This window comes from Peribacillus sp. NPDC094092, from assembly GCF_050279365.1.
Classification (GTDB): Bacteria; Bacillota; Bacilli; order Bacillales; family DSM-1321; genus Peribacillus.
In genome coordinates this window covers 398,740-414,110 of the sequence record NZ_JBNNUC010000002.1, presented here as the reverse complement: position 1 = coordinate 414,110, position 15,371 = coordinate 398,740, and the positions used below count along the sequence as shown (strand labels likewise).

Below are 15,371 nucleotides of genomic sequence, written 5' to 3'. Positions count from 1 at the left end.
AGCAAATTACACAGGCATTCATAAGATAATCCCGGCGAAAGGCTAAAAAGACAACAATCATTCAGATTGCTGTCTTTTCGCATCATTCAAATGAACCTATTAAAATAAACCGTAATTTTCGAGAGGACATTTAAAAAGGTGGATTTAAAAAAAGACACTTCCTTTTTCTGATCTTCAGGCGGTTCTATATATTTATTATTGTCTGCAACAAGTGTACTATTGGAGATTTTCGACTCGATGGCTCCTGTCAACTGTGCTGCAAATGCCTCACTATCGATGACCACCATCGATTCTGTATTTAAAAAGGCAGATCGAGAATCCAAATTGTAGGAACCCACTGCACTTAATCGTTGATCATAGACAATCGATTTACCATGCAACGAATAAGGCTTTGCATATTCATAAAGCCTCGCCCCCGTTTCAACGATACTATCCCTCAGCGCCAAGTATCCGGAAAAAGCGATCACATTCGGGGTTGATGCCGTCGAGTTGGTAAGTATCGTCCAATCAGCCTTTGAATCCATATTCTTCGGTACATATTCCTTCAAGGCATCCGCAGGAACAATATAGGGACTTTGGATGAATACCGATTGATGGGCATTTGCTGCAATATCCAATAGAGATCTCCACACAAAAGGATATTTATTGAAACGTTCGATTGGATTATGAACGAAGGACACTTTTTTAGTTGGTGTTGTAGCCTTGCTCCAATCGACGGATGGATTAACGAAATCGGCTTCAGTTTGCAAAGCTTTGCTGTATTGTTTCGCCAATGCAGCACTTTCACGTTTCCCTTTCTCCGTTTGCCTTTTTGAAAGGTACGAAAAGACATCGCTCGTATATGGATGGGTCCATAATTCATTCAAATAGTCCTTCATATCAACGATTACACTATCTTTTTCCTCTTTGGCATTGAAAATGAGTACATCCCTGTCATAGACAAAATCCTTCGGCGGCTTGCTGGCTAAATACTTATCGGCAATATTTCTCCCTCCGATGATGCCCAACTTTCCATCTACTGTGATGATCTTGTCATGAAGGCGATTATGCCAGGTCCACGGCTTAAATGGCTTAACTGTTTCGTAATATCTTAATTCAATGTTGTCATGCGAGGCCAATGCATAACGGGCACTGCTTAATTGACCTCTGAGTCCATGAGATATTCCATCCAGAAGGATTCGGACTTTGACACCTCTGTCAGCCGCTTCGATCAATGCTCCAAGAAAAAGTTCGGTTGATTTGCCTTTTCCAAAAGCATAGTAGGCAATATCGATTGAATGCTGGGCTTCCTGGATCATTCGCATTCGGGCGAGTCCCGACTCATAACCGTCTTCGAGGAGCAGGACACGATCCACTGTGGATTCCTTCTCCCCCATATATGCACTTACCTGTTTAATCGGCCTGTTTTCTTCTTTTTCTGCTTTGGGGAAAAGAACCACTGCCGTCACCACTACATAAAGGAAATATAATAAAAGAACAAAAAGACATCCTTTAATTGCTTTTTTTACAGTCATTGAGCACTCCCCCCTTCAAGCGATATTTTATTACTATTCGTAATATGCGAAGACTCTATTCAACTTCTGCATGCTTCATGATGCGGATTAGTTATCGAGCATGTGCCACTAACCCACTTTACTTGATTCTTGGTGCACTTTTTTTTCTTTTTAAATGTGACAAAGTGGTGAACATGAAAGCAGTTGCATAATATGATATAGAAGGAGGGATTTCATGCTTAAACAACCTGATAGAATAAGTATTTTCAATTATTGTTTTGCATTAGGGGTATCAGAAGTTTTCTTTTTATCCAGCTTTTATCTTTCCATTCTTGACGTTTCATTATTTGCGATCGCTTTACCATTTTCCGCTTTATTTCTAATATTCTCCTTGTACCTATTCCTTCGAACGCACAAAGCAGTAAAGACCCTATCCAACCAAGAGGAACGAAGAAGGGAAATTCACGGATTCTATCATCAATCTTTCGGGATTTTCACGATCATTTTTTTCACTTTACTTTTAGTTGCTTTAGCCTTTATTCCTTCGCTGGAAAACGGAGGGCATTTCTATCTTCTTTATTGTTTACCGATGGCCTTGCTTTGTATGATTCCGTCGATTCTATCTTATAAAGGAATAAAATTATTCAAATTGGAAGCTGGCGGGAAATTAACGAAAATCTGATTATTTACCAAAAGCTTCGTTTCATGAAACTCTGGAAATCACCAAAGAAACCAATCGGTGGTCTTTCATGTTTTTTGTTGAATGTATAGGTAATAAGAGGATATAATAATGATAACTAGCATAAATAAAAAAAGACACTGGTTAAACCAGCGTCTCAATGAACAGCAAACTGCATAAAGAGCAGCGGCTTTCTGTGGTAAGTCAGTAGCTACTCAATCATGAAAGTAACCCTTTTCCTACATACATCTGGCCGGATGGTATGAGGGGGTTACTTTTTTAATGTAACCGCAATTATTGCGACGATTAAAGAGGCGAATGAAATCATTAGCATCAGTCCGTCCATAATCGAAATCACCAGCGTCACCCCCTTTCTTACAAAGGAGTGACCGCTGCCCACTATACCAAATTGCTGTCCATTTACTAGTATATCTATATTTACTTGTTATTTATAGCTAAAAATGGATGTATTTAGTCTTCTCATATCAATGCCAAACATAAAAAAAATCCCACATGAAGTGAGAACATTCTTTGCCTGTATATCCTTTTATTGTTCCACTACACGGCCATCTTTATAAATGTGGAACCACCCAATCGTTCCTGTGCCGCCTTGATCGATCCAATCTTTATTAGCTGCTTTATATTTATAATAGGATTTTCCTTTGCCATCTTTCAGCAATCTGCCATCACCGCTGAATACGATCTTGTTACCCAGCTTCTTCTTCCCTAGTGCAATCGCGTCTTTCTCCGTGAATTGTTTTCTTTCCACCTTATTTTCATCTAAAGCAGCCCATGTCAACGGACCGACGATACCATCTGAACTCAAGTTATGTTCCACTTGAAACTCCCTTACCACATTTTGTGTTTGGGTACCGAAAATCCCATCAACGCCTACATTATATTTAACATCTTTCAGGCTTTGCTGTAAGTCTCTTACATAACTCGAACGGGAGCCTTTCCTTAGGGTCGGGCGCGTTTCCGCCTTCGTTTCGATTTTCTCCTTTGTTGCTGCGTGGGTAATTGAAGTTCCCGCTCCTAGAGGGGCCAACATCAGGGCAACTGTTGGAATAACGACCAATAATTTTTTCTTCAACACATATTACCTCCATTCATTTGGTCACTCCTGCAGGTTTCTGACACTTTCCTTGGAGCCCATTTATTATATCGTATGGAGTTATCTAATTGGTGTTTAATTACTTAAATTATAAAAAATGGTAAATAGTATCCATGGTGTGCATGAAGCTTATATGATGGAGGTCCCTTTTCTTGGCTAAAACAAAATGATCCCAAAAGGGGATCATTTGTTTTAGTGTTCATGGCTGTTGTTGATTCTGCCCTTGCATCCCAGTTCCCATGCCCATCAAGTTAGTGGCAAGCGGAACCATATTTTTCATTTTCCCGCCATTTCCACTCAACATTTGATACGTAGCAATACCTACTCCGACCGAAGCGACAACTGGCAAAATTTTATTCATGTTAGCCTTCATCATAATCACCTATTTTATATATTTTTGTTCATTTCCTGAACTCTTATATCTTGTTCAAATAAAGTCAAAAAATCCAAGATGGTTATTACCAAAACAATTCGTTATAAAAATACGTTTTTAAGGGTAAATTCTTTCAGGAGAGATATTAGCACTCTTCAAATGGGAATTTCAATTTCATATCGCTAAAATCCAAATCACTTTATCATCCAGTTGTTCATTAAATAGTCTAGCCATTCCATGATTGAAAACGATTTAAGTTATTGAGGTGAATATTCATGCCAATGTTAGATGTGGACGGTAGTAGCCTGTATTATTCTGTTAAGGGAAACGGGGTTCCTATTGTTTTTATTCACCCTCCTGTATTGACTAGTGTGAATTTCCAATACCAAATGGAGGAATTATCAAAAGAATTCAAAGTTATCACTTTTGATATCAGGGGTCACGGAAGAAGTCAGTATTCAAGGCTGCCAGTAACTTATCCCCTGATTATAGAAGATATCAAACATCTGTTGGATCATTTGAAAATTAAAAAAGCAATCATATGTGGATACTCGACTGGCGGCTCCATCGTATTGGAATATTTGCTGACTTGTGCCGATAGGGCTCTAGGAGGCATTGTAATAGGTGGAATGCCAGAAGTGAGGGATAAATATTTAAAGCAAAAGATTTCTTTAGGAATATCACTTGCCAATAAAGACGCAGTTCCAATTCTTGCGCTTTCCATTTCATGGAGCAATTCAAATACCGAAAAGCTGTTCACCGAAATGTTCAATGAAGCCCTAAAGGGAAATGCCAGAAATATCGAGCAGTATTACCATTATGGTTTGCATTATAACTGTACCCACCAGCTAGAGAAAATCAACCTGCCCATTTTGCTTGTCTATGGTAAAAAAGATAAACCATTGCATCCTTACGCTAATTTATTGCATGATAGATTGCCGTTTACGGAATTAAAATTCATCGATCATGCAAAGCATCAGATCCCTACAAAAGCGGCTAATGATTTAAATGAAAGCATTAAGTGTTTTATCCATACACAAACTGTTTGATTCTATCAACTGATAAATTTAATGGAGTGAAAAAAGTGGGAAGAGATAAAAGTAAACTGATTCATTTATTATTACTATTGCTAGTCACTGCCTTTTTTATTTGGTCAGTCATTAAGCCTGAAGGATACTTGATATGGACAATGGAAGTACTTCCTGCCGTTGTGTTTTTGATTTATGTACTTGCTACCTATCATGAATTCCGCCTGACTACATTATCCTATTTCATCATTGCCGTTCTTTCAATCACCATGTTCATCGGGGCCCATTATACGTACTCAAAAGTCCCTCTTTTTAATTGGCTAAAAGATCATTACGATCTGACCCGGAACCATTATGATCGGTTCGGGCATTTCCTAAAAGGTTTATTTGCGATTGTGATTAGAGAAATAGTGATACGTAAAACCCCCCTAACAAAAGGACCGTGGTTATTTGCTGTTACATTAAGTTTTGCGCTTGCCATTGGAGCCTTATACGAAATCATCGAATGGATATCTGCTGTCATTTCGAAAGGCGGAAAAGCTTCAAAAGAGTTTTTAGGAACACAAGGTGATATTTGGGACGCACAATGGGATATGTCATTAACATTAATCGGCTCTATCCTTGTATTGTTCACCTTGTCCAAACTTCATGACAAGCTGTTACGGAAAGTGAAAAATTAAATAAAAAATAGTGATCGATATTGATCACTATTTTTCATTTAGGATTTGATTGTTAATATGATGTTCCATATGTTCTAGATAATCTTTTATTAGCCATTCCAATGATTGTAGTTGATTATTTCCTATATCACAAAGATTAGATAATCTATCATTTGGTGTATTCGTTATTATATGTATGATTTGCTTATTTAAAGAACAAAAAAGATTAACGATCTCATCCAATGGCCGCTCTTGATAATTCTGAACCAATACCCATTGTTCTTGATTATATGTTTGTATAACATATGGCTGTTCTACGTACTGAATCTTGATAAACCTATTTATATTGTTCAATGCAGAATCGCATAGATGTCCTAAAATCTCTTTTTTTGACCATTTGTGTGGCGTTGGTCGATGATTTAATTCTTTTTCTGTCATCCGGTTGAACTCGTTAGGTATAAAACCTATCCAATGATTGATTCCATCTATTACAGTTTTCAATTTGCACTCCCCCTAAGTTTTACCTAAAGGATTTTTATTCGGCAACCAACCGGAAAATACCTTCTTCTTCAACTAACTGCACGGTTTGTTGAATATGGAATAAACAGCATTCAATAACAGACCCAAAAGAAAAAACCGAAATCAAAAATGGATTTCGGTTCAGACTTCAGAAATCCGCTCCCTTCCGCTGACTGTCTGCCAAGCCTCCTCGACGCAAGCGTCTCCGGGGATCTCGTCTAGCCAGTTTCTCGGCAGGAGTGTCGCAAATATCTTCAATTTAGTGAGAGTTTAATAAACATGAAAAAACCATAAAGGATAGACTAGTCTTATCAAGGTTCGGGATGAGACCAGCCTACAGTTTTTTCTTAAATAAACATTCCATTTGATTGGAACGGAAGGTACGAGACTCCTGCGGGAAAAGCGTGTCCAAGGGAGACCCCACAGGCGCAAAGAGCGCCGCGGAGGCTCCCGGACCGCCCGCGGAAAGCGAGTGCCTGGAGTGGAAATCAACGTTCAAATTTTATAAACCCTCAAAAAAGGTTTCAGTTGTTTTCAGAAATCAGTCGACAAACTGAACCGAAATCGAAAAATGGATTTCGGTTTTGATTTTTAACCAGTCATGATTGCACTTGCTTACTCCCTTTTTTTTCCTTGATGGCTTTTTGATCGATTTTTGTATAGATACGTTCCACTTCAATTTTGTCACGCAACAGAATTTCGCGGTTTTCTTTTAGCAGTTCAGTATAAGATTTCCTTCTCCTAGACATTTTTTCATTCACCTCTTAAATGATTGAATTCCTTTTGTAAAACAACGATCGGAAGCTCGTATAATTGTTTATTATATTTTTTAAAAATCCCTAATTTCAGAAGTTCTTGTATAAGTTCCTCTTTTTTTGCTTCTCCCTTTGCACTTAATTGGGTAATCATCAAGGACCCTCCTTAACAAAAATACTGACTTTTGGTATTTTGGGCTGCCTAGCATCCGATCCCACATGGAGAATCTCCACTTCTTCCTAGTGCTTCCCCATATAAGGGCATGCTCTGCAAAGTCTTCACTTTTCTTTAATTGTTCGTATGTACTGCTATCCTGGTGTATTTTCAATACTCGATCATATACATCAAATCCACATTGCTTCATTTTATCGGAAAGGATATCTATCGCGGCGCACGATCTCGAATGGGTCAAGTCGCCGGCACCAAAGAATGCGACTTTCACTCCAGTAAAGTCCACCTGGTCAATTTCTTCATAAAACTCGTATGCTTCATACGGTAAATCTTCAAGATTCCATGTATATAAACCAATAAAGGCCAAATCAAAATCCTTTAAAGCATCAACTTCAACAGTATCCAATCTTTCCATATATACTTCACAGCCGACAGCCTTCATTCTATTCTTTATGTGTATAGCCATTTTTTCGGTATTACCGGATAAACTGACATAACCAATGAATACCTTCATCTATATCACCTTCCTAATTGAGAATTACTTTCATTACACATATCACTATAAATGAAAATGATTCTCATTGTCAATTATTTACCTCCGCTAATTATATGCAGGATGAATACAGGAACGTATATTTTCGCTTCACCTCCCCATAAAAAGAGCACGTCTTACCCATTAAGAGTAAACGCGCTCTTGGTGATCTTATATAATGAAATGTCTATAATATAAAAAGTGACCATCTTCCACCCAAAAATATAACTATGATAAAATATGTAATAATTGAAATTCAGCCAAAGCAAATGGATATGGTGAAATAAAAAACTTACTAGGTGGGCTACTAATGGAATGGTTGAAACCTAATGAAGCGACTAATCAGTTCGAAGTTAATACAGGCAGTTTTTCAGATTTCAAGATCAGGGAATTTATCCCCATTCAAACGTCCAAAAAAAGTATTCATTATTAACTCAATTCTTCTTACTGTTGGGTTGCCAAGATGAAAATAGTGTTACTTCATTATTTGTCGATAAAAGAATGGATAATCAAGTAATCGAAGAAATTATGATGCATTTTGACAACACGAAGATTGTATTAGAAAACGAATTACCATCCGAAATCATGTTAAGTAAGCCGAATCAAGAATCTCTCTCCTTGATCAGGTCAAATAATTTAAATCCAATAATCAAAGGTCTATATGGAACAATTAGCAAGACGCAATATGAATGGAAACCTCAAAAATCATACAAGATCATATCTGAATGTATAGAGAAATACGAAGATATGGAGTTCGATAAGGTGATAGATTGTTTAAAACACACATCAAAGGGGCCTTTACTCTCTCTCTCCTTATACAGTTGGATCTTAGAAGATTATTTAAAAGATACTTTTGCCATTAGATATTTCACGTATAAATGTAAGAATGTTTATTTATGGATTGATGATTCTAATATTGTTACGACAATTCAACTAGAATTACATTAAAAAAACCCCCTTTTATATTAAACAGTAAATGGAAAGGATTTATTGATTAATAAAAGGGGGGGTCTAATATTGAAGTACTCTAAAATTAAGCCCTATTCAAGGAGTATCCTGAATGACCTTACCGTGTGAGTTCAAAAGGCCTTTAGCAATTCCCCTTATCATCACATTGCAAGCCCTCAAATTCATTCCGTTTATTTTTTGCTTCTTCCTTCTCAATGACTTGCGCTAACCTTTCTTTGCTGGCTAGTCCTTGAATCACTTCCTCACCAATAATAAACGTCGGGACAGCCCTGATGTCTGCTTCTTCATAAGCATGTTTAAGTGCTTCTTGGTGCACTTCCCGATACTTTCGTGACACTAATGCTTCTCTAAAATCATCTACAGGAAGTTCAACTTCACCCGCTAATTTTGTCAGTACTTCCATATCTTCAATATTTTGTTCCTCTTGAAAGAACGCTGTAAATACTCTGTTATGGAATTCGTTCCCTTTTCCGTGCTCCTTTGCAAAATGGCAACCTTCGAATGCCAAATGTGTATATGGATGCGGGGAGACACGGGGTAAACGCATATCCACCCCTAGCTTTTTCGCAGCAGGAAGAATATAAGAATCCCATGAATTCAATTTATCGGGTTCCTTCCATGGATCGATTTTGGAATATGGACTCGGACGCAATTCAAAAGGCATCCATTCCACTTCTACATCCTTTTCTTTCACGATTTCGTCCAAAGGCCCTTTACCTAAAAAGCAAAATGGACAAATAAAATCAGAATACGCTTTAATTTTCACTGTCATAATATATTCCCTCACTTTTCATTATCAGCTAAACTTGTAACCAAATCAGTTACATCAAAACCCAAAAAAATTTTATATAAGAACACCGCCACTAGATGTAATCATTCTAGTTACAGGTTAAGAGAAAGTCAACCATTATTTTTAAAAAACTATAAAGCATGCACTATTTTACAAAAAAAAGTTTGCAAAGAAAGCGTTGCTTTCTCTGCAAACTTTTTATCTTATTACATCTCAATTTGTTCGTTAACGGGTTCGCTCTTTTTCTTTCTTTGTTTTTTCGATTTTTTATAGTACAGCAATTCGTATATACAAGGAATGACGATAAGTGTGAGCAGTGTAGACACAGCTAGCCCGCCAATGACAACGATCGCTAAACTTTGTGAAACCAAGCTTCCTGTTTCCGCTTTTTTATATAAAAGCGGCAGCATGGCACAAATCGTTGCTACAGCCGTCATTATGATTGGACGGAATCTAGTGGCTGTCGCTTCGACGATCGCATCACGGATGATCATTTTTTCTTCGTTTTGTTTGACTCGATCCAGAAGTACAATCGCGTTCGTCACAACAATTCCAATTAACATGAGAGCACCCAACAGTGCTGTAATATCGACTGGAATTCGGCTGATAACCAATCCTAATACCGCTCCAATGGCAGCGAATGGCAAGGAAAATAGAATGGCGATCGGTGCTTTGATCGATTTGAATGTGATAACCATGATCAAAAAGACAATGCCGATCGAAATTAACATCGTAAGGAATAAATCGGAAAAATCATCTGTCTGCTGGGCACTGGCTCCCCCGACTAAAACCTCAACGTCATTCGGAATATCAAGACCTTTGTTCTCTTTATCTCCAAATATCTCAAGATTTATTTTGTTTGCAATATCGGAAAGCTTAGTCGGATCGACCGTTGCCGTCAATTGAAGATAAGTTTCTCCATCTTTATGGAACTGCGTTGTTGCACTCTCTTCGCTCTTTAAAGAAGCAACCTTAGACACCGGAGCTAGACCGCCGTCAGTCATGATCGGAATACCTTTTAAATCCTCTGGTTTTTTAGGATCTAAGATTGGTTCAAGGACGACAGGTGTCTGCTTATCCTGCAAAGTGATATTGCCGATGGGCGTTTTATTGAGCATGATACCCAATTGCTGACCGATTTGTTCTGTATTGCCTTTAGCCGAATCTACCGTGAATGAATAAATGGTTTTCTTTTCATCTTGGTTCGTTGTAACCTCTTCAATTCCTTTAATATCCTGAATGCTTTCTTTGACCTTATTGGCCGTCAGTTCCAAATCTTCAACATTACTGCCGATCACATCTATCGTAATGTTCGTCTTTGATGCCCCCATCATAAATGAAGAGGCTTGGGCCGTAAGCTTCGCATCAGGATAGTTTTCTTGTTCCTTTTCCATTTTTTTCAGGATGGCATCTACATTTGCTTTATCCTTCAACAGGAGGCCGAAAATGGCTTCTGTAGGTGATGCGACTTCACCATATTGCGCCATCTCGGCAGAGTTTCCTAATTGCATGAAAATATTATCCACTTCACTCATACCCTGCATCGTTTCTTCGAGTTCAATCGCCTTTTCCTTCACTTTTTCATAGGGCTGATCATTTGGATAAGTTAATGTCACGGAGACATAGTCTGCTGAAGAATTATCAATCGCCCCTTTTGGCATCGCAAAATATGTACCAATGGAACCGACAAACAACAGCATAGCAACAATCAAGACAACCCATTTATGGTTTAGTGACCAAGTAACCAGCTTGGTAAAACGCTTGGCCGGGCGATGTTTTGGCAGCTCCGTCCTTTTCAGCAACCCTGCACTCATCAGCGGAACAACTGTTAATGCCACGATTAAAGAGGCCAGCAAAGAATAAGTGACAGTCAAAGCAAAAGGAAGAAGAAACTCTTGCAGCCCTCCATTCAATAAAGCAACCGGCAAGAAAACGGCTACAGTCGTAAGGGTTGAAGCTGTTATCGCCACTCCCACTTCTTTCGTTGCATCCATCACCAATTCAATTGAAATCTTCTCCTGCTGCATTTTCCGGAAAATATTTTCAATAACAACAATACTATCGTCAACCAAGCGCCCGATCGCAACAGCGACACCACCCAGCGTCAAAATATTCAGCGTCACTCCCGACAATGACAGCAAAAATAGCGTAAAGCCAAGAGATAGCGGTATAGATACGATTGTAATGAATGTAGATCGTACATTCCGTAAAAAGACCATGATGACAATCGTGGCGAATAGCGCACCTAGCAGAACTTCTTTTACCATCGTCTGAACGGAAGTCTCCACCATATCAGCTGTAGATAAATAAATGGTCGATTTCTGGTCACTATACTTTTCATTAATTTCCTTAGCTACTTTTTCGACTTCTTTACTGATTGTGACAGCATTTGATTGACTGTCCTTGATAATGCTTAAATCAATGCTTTCCTCCCCGTTAAAACGGCTGATGAGGTTGCCATCCTTCGTTTCTTCAACTTTTGCTATCTCTCCAAGTGTGACATTTGGAGTGACCTTTAACGCTTTTAATTTTTCAATACTTGTTAAATCCCCGATAACCTTGATGTTACTTGCCTTCCCATCAATCACTTTTTCGCCTACGGCCAGAGCCGCATTCTGACCGTTTAGTACGCTCATGACATCTTGAATGGAGACTTTCTTTTTAGCCAATTCTTCATTATCCACTTTGACTGAAAGAACGGATTGCGAAACTCCAAACGTCTGTACATCCGAAACCCCTTTAATCTCTTTATATAGTGGCTCTAATTCCTTCTTGGCAAAGTCTATATTTTCAGCTGTTAATCCATCCTTAAAAGTAACGGAAACAAATGAAATGGGAATCATCGATGTATTTAACTGTGTAACAGTGGGCTTTGCCATGCTTTGTGGCAATGCTACACTGCCTAAAGCCTCTTGGACATCAAGTTTCGCTTGTTTCATATCCGATCCGGCTTCAAAGAATAAATCTACTTTGGAAAATCCATCTCCAGTTGTGGAGGATATTGAACTCTTTCCCTTCACTCCAGTGACTGCCCTTTCAATCGGATCTGTAACTTGTGCTTCCATCGTTTTTGAATCTGTACCCTGCCCCATTGTGATAATCGTAACTTGTGGATTATCAGCAGATGGTAAAAATTCCATCGGCAGTTTAAAATAACTGACAACTCCAATCAACAAAATAAAAATGGTTACCAATGATACGGCAGCCTTGTTCTTAAATGACCACTTAGTAAAAAACTCCACGTACTAATCACCCCTGAATATAATTTAAAAGAAAATAATTCCATTTCAAATCTTACCATATATTACTAATGTTGGAGTGTTAATTTTTTATTGATTTTTATTTTTTTTTATGTCTCTCTCGAAACGGAGGACTTTTTCCCACAAAAAAAGCTGCCGCAGCAGCACCCAGTTTTTAGATAAAAGATGTTCTATCTTACTGGTAAAACAAAGTGGATTGGATGGAAGGTACGAGACACTCCTGCGGGAAAAGCGAGTGCCTGGAGTGGACATTAACGTTCAAAAATGAAGATACTCGATTATTTATACCCTTTGAAAAAAAGCATAACGATAGCCAAAACTATTACCCCGATAAACAATAACGGACCGATGCCCGAGCTATACACGAAGTATACCGTGATGTGGCGAAAAAGGAGCACCACAAGAAATAGGAATAACAGGAAACACAAAATGATGATCAGAGCGGTATTTTTATTCCGATACAAGTAACCAGCCCCATTTTAATTAGCTTTATTGACACTAAGGAAAAATTCATTCGAATGACGAATTCCGTTAAGAAACAATATGCAGCCCACGTTTTGTACTATTCTGTATATAAATAAAAAAGGGCTGCCGCAGCAACCCGATTTTTTTCTATAATGGTTCGGATGGTCAGAGTGAAACTACATTTCTTGAAGTTCATTGACCGTTACAAACGTATACCCTTCGTTCGTTAACTCTTTTACTATCCCTTCAATCGCTTGAAGTTCTTTACCCGTATCATCATACATCGGATGCATCAGGATGATCGAACCTGGTTTAATATTTTCCTTCACATACTTCACTTTGTCCGAAGCGGAAGTGTAAAAGCTGTCTGGTTCCAGATTCCAGGTAATGGTCTCTCTATCATTTTCATTTAAATAATAAGGCAAACCTATGATTTTTTTCCCGTTTGGCGGCCGGACGTCAATTTCACCCTTATATCCGGAGTCCTGAATTAATTTATCCGTTTTCTCGATTTCCGCTTTGATAAAAGAAGGCGATTTAAAAACCATTCGCTTGTGGGAATACGTGTGATTCCCAATCTGATGTCCTGCTTCCGCTATTTTTTCCGCTTCCTCTGGGTACTTTTCGATTTCATTACCAATCAGGAAGAATGTGGCTTTCACATCGTATTGATCCAATAATGGAAGGATTCCATTCACATTCTTCGATGGGCCGTCATCAAAAGTCAATGCGACCACTTTTTCATTCGTCTCGACATGATCCGTCAACCCTCCGAATACCTGATATGTTCTCGAATTCATTAATTTATACGTACCAAGCAATAGCAGGAAAACAACCAGGATGCCCAATCCAATGAATAGCAGTTTCTTTTTCATGCAAATACCTATCTTTCTATAAGTTTTTTAATCCAATGACCCATTATAGCAAATCAATGAACGAAAATACTTATGGCTCTCTTCCGTACGAACCGTTTGCATTCATTTTACATGTATCAATACAAAACGCTCACACACAAGCAGCATATCTTCTTTAAAGACGTGGCCAATTTTGTTCAATTCTTCTTTCAGCCATTTTTCATGTGCATCCCACCAGTATGTATAGGTTCGATCGCCTTCCCCTTCTGCAATCGCAAACTCTTCACTCACTTCATTCATGGGCAAAACTTCGACTTTCACTGTTTGGATGATGGCTAATGGCTGATCCTCACTACTTAAAATAATGCTGTAATCGCCCACGGATGGTAATGGTTCATTTTCCTCTTCATAAAAAACATACCCAGAGCACGTGGCCGTTTTTATCCCATCCAACACTAATTGAGCCAAATGATCGGGATCTGCCCCAAATTGCCATGCACTGACTGCCTGGGGTTTTTCTTCACCTTTCCCCTGCCAAAATTCATTCCAATATAATTCCGCTTTGACATTCATTCTATGATTCTCCACTCTTTGTTAAGATTCCCGTGAGGCATCACCAAACTATCTCTATACTCTTTACCTTCCAAATGCTAATTTGATCTTCGGGGCAATTCTATTTCCCCAGTTACCAACAGAGTGATGACGATCACCCAAAATATTAAGAATGACGAGGAAAAAACCAAAGAAATGATCGGGATCACTTTTTTCTCCGTTTTCTTCAAAATTCCTATGACAGAGAGGGCGATGCCTGTAATCGTAAGGAAAAAGGTTATATAATCACCCGTCATGCTTCCGATGTTCGCCATTCTAATAGGTGTAATAAAAACAGTAAAAAAGCAAATGATTCCAATGATGAATGAAGTAAAACTAATTACACCGTACCTCTTCTGAATACATGCTTCGTTTTCCATCAAGCACACCCTTTCATCAGATCTGTACATCTATTCATACCTCACAAATAATTTTAACATATAATGCCATACAAATTGCTGTGCACAGAAAAAGGGGTCAAAAGACGGTGAATTAAAGCTTCATTTTCATGCCTTCATGAGTGGCTTTGAATCCTAAACGTTCATAAAAGCGCAGCGTTTCTTCCCGCTTTTTATCGGTCGTCAGCTGAATGATATGGCAGCCCCGCTTCCTGGCACGGTCAATCGCATATTGAATCAATTGGCTTCCAATGCCTTTCCCTCGTTCTGAAGAGGCCGTCCGGACCCCTTCGATCGTTGCTCTCCAACCGCCTTGATGGGTAATATAAGGAGTGAACGTGATTTGCTGCACCCCAACGATCTCTTCACCAAGACATGCTACGATCAATTCATTATTCTCATCTGCATCAATGGATGCAAATGCTTTTAAATAGCCTTCAGGAAGGGGATTTTCATAGCGTTCCCTTTCCCTCCCCAATACATCATCCGCCAGCATCCGTACTATTTCACTTAAGTCTTTTACTGTCGCTTTCCTGAATGTGACCATGATATCCCTCCTGTTCAGTATCGCCCTTTTTCCGCCGTGATCCAAACCAATCGTTCATTAATAACTTCAACTAAAAGGTAGGCGGTCCTCTTTTCTGGAGGAAAAATAATGACAGCTTTTTAAAATTGGACCAACAAAAAAAGGCCCCCTTTTAAAAAGGAAGGCCTTCTTAG

Annotated in this window: 17 protein-coding genes; 4 read left to right on the top strand and 13 right to left on the bottom strand. The window is 38.7% G+C overall.

What is annotated here, in order from left to right; all coding sequences use genetic code 11:
• Window positions 1-86: 86 nt before the first annotated feature.
• A complete protein-coding gene (locus ACQKNS_RS10985) occupies window positions 87-1,514 on the bottom strand; it encodes a phospholipase D-like domain-containing protein (protein ID WP_427642827.1) in 1,428 nt (475 codons plus the stop codon).
• 214 nt (window positions 1,515-1,728) lie between these two features.
• On the opposite strand from ACQKNS_RS10985, the gene ACQKNS_RS10980 reads away from it, so the two are divergent.
• Window positions 1,729-2,175, top strand: a complete 447-nt coding sequence (locus ACQKNS_RS10980; RefSeq protein ID WP_427642825.1) for a hypothetical protein — start codon at window positions 1,729-1,731, stop codon at window positions 2,173-2,175.
• A 544-nt stretch (window positions 2,176-2,719) separates the two neighbouring features.
• Here ACQKNS_RS10980 and ACQKNS_RS10975 read toward each other — a convergent pair.
• The gene (locus tag ACQKNS_RS10975) at window positions 2,720-3,268 is read right to left on the bottom strand and encodes a peptidoglycan-binding domain-containing protein (RefSeq protein ID WP_427642823.1); all 549 of its coding nucleotides are present in this window, start codon (window positions 3,266-3,268) and stop codon (window positions 2,720-2,722) included.
• 217 nt (window positions 3,269-3,485) lie between these two features.
• Window positions 3,486-3,647, bottom strand: a complete 162-nt coding sequence (locus ACQKNS_RS10970) for a hypothetical protein (protein WP_427642822.1) — start codon at window positions 3,645-3,647, stop codon at window positions 3,486-3,488.
• A gap of 287 nt (window positions 3,648-3,934) precedes the next feature.
• Here ACQKNS_RS10970 and ACQKNS_RS10965 point away from each other — a divergent pair, with 287 nt between their 5' ends.
• Together ACQKNS_RS10965 and ACQKNS_RS10960 are read left to right on the top strand one after the other, a co-directional pair.
• Window positions 3,935-4,708: an alpha/beta fold hydrolase gene (locus ACQKNS_RS10965; protein WP_427642820.1), complete on the top strand. Its 774-nt coding sequence runs from the start codon at window positions 3,935-3,937 to the stop codon at window positions 4,706-4,708.
• A gap of 26 nt (window positions 4,709-4,734) precedes the next feature.
• Window positions 4,735-5,367: a DUF2238 domain-containing protein gene (locus tag ACQKNS_RS10960; RefSeq protein ID WP_427644170.1), complete on the top strand. Its 633-nt coding sequence runs from the start codon at window positions 4,735-4,737 to the stop codon at window positions 5,365-5,367.
• A gap of 27 nt (window positions 5,368-5,394) precedes the next feature.
• On the opposite strand, the gene ACQKNS_RS10955 is transcribed toward ACQKNS_RS10960, so the two are convergent.
• The 4 genes from ACQKNS_RS10955 to ACQKNS_RS10940 form a co-directional block, all read right to left on the bottom strand.
• The gene (locus ACQKNS_RS10955; protein ID WP_427642819.1) at window positions 5,395-5,847 is read right to left on the bottom strand and encodes a DinB family protein; all 453 of its coding nucleotides are present in this window, start codon (window positions 5,845-5,847) and stop codon (window positions 5,395-5,397) included.
• Window positions 5,848-6,464: 617 nt separating this feature from the next.
• The gene (locus ACQKNS_RS10950; RefSeq protein WP_427642817.1) at window positions 6,465-6,614 is read right to left on the bottom strand and encodes an FbpB family small basic protein; all 150 of its coding nucleotides are present in this window, start codon (window positions 6,612-6,614) and stop codon (window positions 6,465-6,467) included.
• A gap of 4 nt (window positions 6,615-6,618) precedes the next feature.
• Window positions 6,619-6,702, bottom strand: a complete 84-nt coding sequence (locus ACQKNS_RS10945; protein WP_230135499.1) for a hypothetical protein — start codon at window positions 6,700-6,702, stop codon at window positions 6,619-6,621.
• The gene (locus ACQKNS_RS10940; RefSeq protein ID WP_427642816.1) at window positions 6,695-7,306 is read right to left on the bottom strand and encodes a flavodoxin domain-containing protein; all 612 of its coding nucleotides are present in this window, start codon (window positions 7,304-7,306) and stop codon (window positions 6,695-6,697) included. Before ACQKNS_RS10940 ends, ACQKNS_RS10945 begins: the two co-directional genes overlap by 8 nt.
• Before the next feature lie 328 nt (window positions 7,307-7,634).
• On the opposite strand from ACQKNS_RS10940, the gene ACQKNS_RS10935 reads away from it, so the two are divergent.
• Entirely contained in the window at window positions 7,635-7,757 is a 123-nt protein-coding gene (locus ACQKNS_RS10935; protein ID WP_427642814.1) for a hypothetical protein, read from the top strand.
• A gap of 657 nt (window positions 7,758-8,414) precedes the next feature.
• Here the strand turns inward: ACQKNS_RS10935 and ACQKNS_RS10930 are convergent.
• From ACQKNS_RS10930 to ACQKNS_RS10905, 6 genes are all read right to left on the bottom strand, one after another.
• Window positions 8,415-9,065, bottom strand: a complete 651-nt coding sequence (locus ACQKNS_RS10930; protein WP_427642813.1) for a DsbA family oxidoreductase — start codon at window positions 9,063-9,065, stop codon at window positions 8,415-8,417.
• A 224-nt stretch (window positions 9,066-9,289) separates the two neighbouring features.
• Window positions 9,290-12,325, bottom strand: coding sequence for an efflux RND transporter permease subunit (locus ACQKNS_RS10925; protein ID WP_427642811.1), 3,036 nt, complete (start codon window positions 12,323-12,325; stop codon window positions 9,290-9,292).
• A gap of 659 nt (window positions 12,326-12,984) precedes the next feature.
• Window positions 12,985-13,683, bottom strand: coding sequence for a polysaccharide deacetylase family protein (locus ACQKNS_RS10920; protein ID WP_427642810.1), 699 nt, complete (start codon window positions 13,681-13,683; stop codon window positions 12,985-12,987).
• Between the two features lie 102 nt (window positions 13,684-13,785).
• Complete coding sequence (locus ACQKNS_RS10915) at window positions 13,786-14,235, bottom strand: ASCH domain-containing protein (protein ID WP_427642808.1); 450 nt, start codon at window positions 14,233-14,235, stop codon at window positions 13,786-13,788.
• A 77-nt stretch (window positions 14,236-14,312) separates the two neighbouring features.
• The gene (locus tag ACQKNS_RS10910; RefSeq protein ID WP_427642806.1) at window positions 14,313-14,633 is read right to left on the bottom strand and encodes a hypothetical protein; all 321 of its coding nucleotides are present in this window, start codon (window positions 14,631-14,633) and stop codon (window positions 14,313-14,315) included.
• Between the two features lie 112 nt (window positions 14,634-14,745).
• On the bottom strand, window positions 14,746-15,198 hold the full coding sequence (locus ACQKNS_RS10905; protein WP_427642804.1) for an N-acetyltransferase family protein: 453 nt from the start codon (window positions 15,196-15,198) through the stop codon (window positions 14,746-14,748).
• Between the last annotated feature and the right edge of the window lie 173 nt (window positions 15,199-15,371).